Here is a 4,694-nt window from a genome sequence, read left to right as displayed (position 1 = left end):
CAAACTGAATGAGTTGATATCAAACCTGCCATGACTTTTATTAACAGTGCAATTGGTATGTTAAAAGACCATTTACTCCCTTGTTTGGAGATCAATTGACAGTAAGTACACATTAAAAATCAATTACCTTTTGAGCTGGTAACCACAAATACAATGCTATTTTATAGAGGTAGCGTTACATGCATTTTTACAAGGACAGAATATGAAACCTCTCAGTGTTACTGATACCATAAAAATCGCGATGACGGTTACTGTCATCTTTGCTAGTGTTATCTCATTTGGAACCAGAGCAACCAGTCCCGTTGACAATAATTATCTGAACACCCTAAAAATCAATAGTACGGTTATGGATGTCATTCAATATAAGCCGCAAGAAGCCAGTAAAATGTATCCTGCCCCCACAGAGGGAATGGTCCAACATGTATTGACCCTACCAGCACTAAATGATGAGCAAGATTACATGCTTGAAGTGCAAATAGGCCAAAATAAAATTGTCGATTGTAATAAGACTAAACTCATCGGTGAAATTGACAAAATATCACTAGCTGGTTGGGGATATGTCTATTACCAAGTAGATAAGGTGATGCAAGGTCCGACAACCAAAATGATGTGCACTAACGCCAAATCAGCTGAGTTTATTGTGCTTAATGAAGCCATGACTTTACGCTATGACAGCCGTCAACCAAAAGTGTTCTATTTGCCAGAAGGCACCGAATTACGCTATAGAGTGTGGAAAACAGTGAGCGAATTTGAGTTTAGTGGCCAGTAGCATTAGGACCCACAGGGCTTATACTTATGCTTGGGATAACTTACTAATCCGTTGAAAAATCTGGTTTTTTCATTTGGGTTAGTTGAGCCCTACCTCACGGCCAATTGGAGAGGCTGTAGCAAGAGTAATGCCAGTGAGTAGTGTAGAACGATGCTGAGCTGACACTCAACGAGTGCAATGGCTAAGCGGCGGTATTGCCTTGGTTGGAAAAGGTGATATGAAAATGGCTCATCAATAATTGGATAACATTGGGAAACGTTAAAATGATCCACTATTAACACTCAGCACACCGAGACACTCGTGTGCTGAGCTTAATCAACTCGATTTAGTAACGGCGAACCCTGACCACTTGCATTATTTCAATTTCAAATCCGCCCACGACTTCTTTTGCCGGGTAGTAAATCAAATTGACTTTATGGTCTAACAAACTCTTGAAACGTTGAGGTCGCTTGTATTTAAATGGTACATCGCAATCTTTAATCATTAACGTTTGAACCACCCACTCTCCAACTTGCCGTTGAATATGGGACACCACCGTCACGCCTTCACTTTGTATTAACTCACCGTGTCGCTCTAACAGTATTTTAGGAACCGGTTTCATGAATTTACCTTCTTAACAGTTTCCAGAATATCTTGATATCGATAAGCACTAAAACGTCCAAAGCCATCTAATTGTTTAACTTTCAAACGACTAAACATTGGCATTATCATACCAGCAAGAAATTTAGCCTGCGTAGCAATGGTTGGAGTGGGTAACGATTTTGCTCGAGCCACTAACATTAACGGTTCGAGCAATGTTGTCACTGTGGCCGAGTCTGGTAACGGAGCCACAGCCTGTTTGGATAAGACGGCAATTTGCCCACGACAAACGCTGCAGTGGCCACATTTTTGTGGCACCGAGTGGTCATCAAAATAGTGAGCTAAATTTGCACTTAAACAACGATCAAGTTCAAAAAAATCGACTAGCTTACCAATCCGCACAATCTCTTTATGTTCATTCTCACTAAAATATTGACTGAGTTGCTGGGTCAATTGTTGTAATTGCTGCGGTGTCGCTAATGCCTGCTGTTGTACATCATACACTTGAGTGATTTTTTTTGTCTCAAGAATTATCAAATTCTGTTCAGCTAAATAGTCTAATGCCGCAACAACTCGTTGTCGTTCACAACCATGTTGTTGATATAAACTGTCAAAATCCAGTTGCCCCCACACCTTTTTAAACTGTGTATGGGCAAATACCTGACTCAAGAATTGCTGGCGCTGATCGTTAAATCGACTCAGGATGGCTTGCTGGTCTTCCACAAACCGATATTTAAATTCAGCAAAATAAGCATAGCTTGGACGGATCACGCCTAATAGTTCTAACTGCACAAATAACGTTTTCAAAGGCAATGAACGAATGTTACATGCTGTAGATAATGGCGTTTCTTGTACCTCCCAGCGACCATTTTCGGTTTCAGATGCAATAATGCCTAATAATTGACCTATATTATCGGCTTCTGGCGTATCGCCGTAAACAAAATTTTCAACAGTATTTAATCCATCTAAATTTGCTAACGTCACACAATGAGCTAGCAAACCATCACGTCCTGCTCGACCGATTTCTTGGCTGTAATTTTCAATCGACTTTGGTAAATCAAAATGGATAACAAATCGAATATCTGATTTATCAATGCCCATACCAAAAGCAATCGTCGCCACAATCACTTGAATGTGATTCTGCATAAATTGTTGTTGAATATGTTGTCTAACCGTCTGCTCCATACCTGCATGGTACGCTGCAGCATTTATCCCCTGACGGATTAAGTGTGCAGCAACGTCCTCAGCAGTTTGTTGTAGAGTTACATACACTATGCCAGCACCAGTATAGTGTTTTACGGTAAGCGCGAGTTGAGTGAGCTTTTGTTGCTGATTAACCGCGACAACCGACAAATCTAAATTCGGGCGATAAAAACCGGTTTGTATTACCTGCTCCGCTAATAAACCAAAACGCTTGGCCATATCCAGTTTTACTTGTTCAGTTGCCGTTGCGGTTAATAACAAACTTTGAGGGATTGAAAATTCTTGGCAATATTGTGGAATTTTTAAATAATCAGGCCTGAAATTGTGCCCCCATTCTGAAATACAATGCGCTTCATCAACCACCAGCAACGAAATCGGTACTGATTTAAGAAATTGCCTAAAACGTTCATTTTTAAAACGTTCAACTGATACCATCAAAATTCGCGTACGTTGATCTCGTACATCACGCATCACTTGTTGTGTTTGATCATAAGTTAAACTTGAATCAATACTGGCCGCGGCGATGCCTTTACTCGCTAAAAATGCCAGCTGATCTTTCATTAAAGCCAACAACGGCGAAATAACTAAGGTTAGATTGGGTAACTGTTGGGCACAAAACTGATAACACAAGGACTTACCTGAACCGGTAGGAAATATCGCTAATGCAGAATGACCTGCCAAAATGGTTTCAATAACCGCTTGTTGGCCTTCTCTGAACTCAGTAAAACCAAATTGTTGCTGTAACAATTGATATAGCGTCTGTTGATCGAAAAACTTTGAAGCGGCTTCAGAAGTTGCTGCGTCGCTATATGGTGAGGGAGTCATATAAAATCCTGTTGTTAACCCCAAACAACATAGGATTATACGATAATTGATAAAACGGCAAGCCTTAGCACTATGGGAATAGTTAACATACGGTCTAAAGTGCTATGAAAGGAATGTAAAACACATGACCTACGTTTGCCGTTTACGGGCAATATATTGATTAATCAATTGGGTCAACTTATCTTCAAAACGCTCTTCTATGTCATCAAGATCTTGATCGAAAGAACCAATAAACTTAACCGCTTTGTCACGAGACAACACTTTACCTGCAAGACTGTATTGAATTTCTACTAAGCTTTTGTCTAAGCGAGGCGCAAGAAACCAATGACACACATCAGCATTTAAGTTTACTAATGCTCGCTCGGCTATTTGGCAAAAGGTGTTGATATGCTCAGCACCATCGGGCCCTAAACAACCGGGTTCAAGACGACACAAAACAACTAATTTTTTAGTATTTATCTCTCTAGCACTGTTTATCAACTCTTCCATAATGTGTACGAAACGGTCCTTAATAAAATCCTGTTGATTAGAATGTTACCTAAGTAAATCTTGTAACCTCATAGCAACAACTAACACCACTGGGGTTCAGTTAGCATCGCGTAATTTAGCAAAATATGCAACCGTTTGGCGCCGACTAAGCTATTTTTCAGCGCACTCATGACTGGCTTTTAATGCTTGTTTAAAAGCATTAATAAACTCAGCAATAGGCGTTAAGGTTTCTTTTGCTCGACGGTTACGCCCAAGCAATGAAGATTCTACGAATAAGTCAAACCAAGTCGATAATGCTAAACCATTTTGAGGCTCTTGAGCTGCGGTTAATGCCATTGCCGCGACTTCTGCCGTGCCCAGTTGAAAATCATGACTGCCTTTACGAAGAGCGTAAGTTGCTAAAGTTTCTGGTGCAAATGAAAGCACTGGCATTTGCTGTAAATACGGGCTTTTACGGTACATTTTAATGGCTTCACGCCAACTACCATCAAGCATCACCAACAAAGGTATTTTAGTTATGCCCTGCTCAGTGGTTAATGAAGTGGCCGTTATTTGCTCAACGACGACTTGATCGTTCTCAATATATTGTTGTGGGAACACTAAAAAGGGTTGATATGTTGGATTAGATAATAAGGCCAACATTGCAGTGTCTGTCTCGGTTCGAGTCCATAAAAACGCATGAGTGTCAGGAATTAAGTCGGCAATTAACCTACCACTATTGGTTGGTTTCAACACTTCATCGTTATACATAATCAACATAAAACTGGTATTGGTGTTTAAGTATTGACGATGTTTGCAGGTGCAAAATAATTCACCCAAGAGGCACAAA

Annotated in this window: 5 protein-coding genes; 1 reads left to right on the top strand and 4 read right to left on the bottom strand. The window is 40.3% G+C overall.

Annotation, left to right across the window (positions count from 1 at the left end; all coding sequences use genetic code 11):
* Positions 1–202 precede the first annotated feature (202 nt).
* On the top strand, positions 203–769 hold the full coding sequence (gene eco / locus CXF78_RS10560; RefSeq protein WP_102036751.1) for a serine protease inhibitor ecotin: 567 nt from the start codon (positions 203–205) through the stop codon (positions 767–769).
* A gap of 325 nt (positions 770–1,094) precedes the next feature.
* Here the strand turns inward: eco and CXF78_RS10555 are convergent, their stop codons facing one another.
* From CXF78_RS10555 to CXF78_RS10540, 4 genes are all read right to left on the bottom strand, one after another.
* Positions 1,095–1,370, bottom strand: a complete 276-nt coding sequence (locus CXF78_RS10555; protein ID WP_011637386.1) for a hypothetical protein — start codon at positions 1,368–1,370, stop codon at positions 1,095–1,097.
* Entirely contained in the window at positions 1,367–3,376 is a 2,010-nt protein-coding gene (locus CXF78_RS10550; RefSeq protein ID WP_102036750.1) for a RecQ family ATP-dependent DNA helicase, read from the bottom strand. The genes CXF78_RS10555 and CXF78_RS10550 overlap by 4 nt, the downstream gene beginning before the upstream one ends.
* A 129-nt stretch (positions 3,377–3,505) precedes the next feature.
* Positions 3,506–3,865 (bottom strand): hypothetical protein, encoded by a 360-nt coding sequence (locus tag CXF78_RS10545; protein WP_011637384.1) that lies wholly within the window; start codon positions 3,863–3,865, stop codon positions 3,506–3,508.
* A 150-nt stretch (positions 3,866–4,015) separates the two neighbouring features.
* Positions 4,016–4,694 (bottom strand): tRNA-uridine aminocarboxypropyltransferase (locus CXF78_RS10540; protein ID WP_102036749.1); only part of this gene is annotated, 679 nt, incomplete at its 5' end.

This window comes from Shewanella sp. 11B5 (genome assembly GCF_002836795.1).
GTDB classification, from domain to species: domain Bacteria; phylum Pseudomonadota; class Gammaproteobacteria; order Enterobacterales; family Shewanellaceae; genus Shewanella; species Shewanella frigidimarina.
The sequence above is the reverse complement of the archived record's forward strand: the minus strand, read 5'-3'. Positions and strand labels throughout refer to the sequence as shown.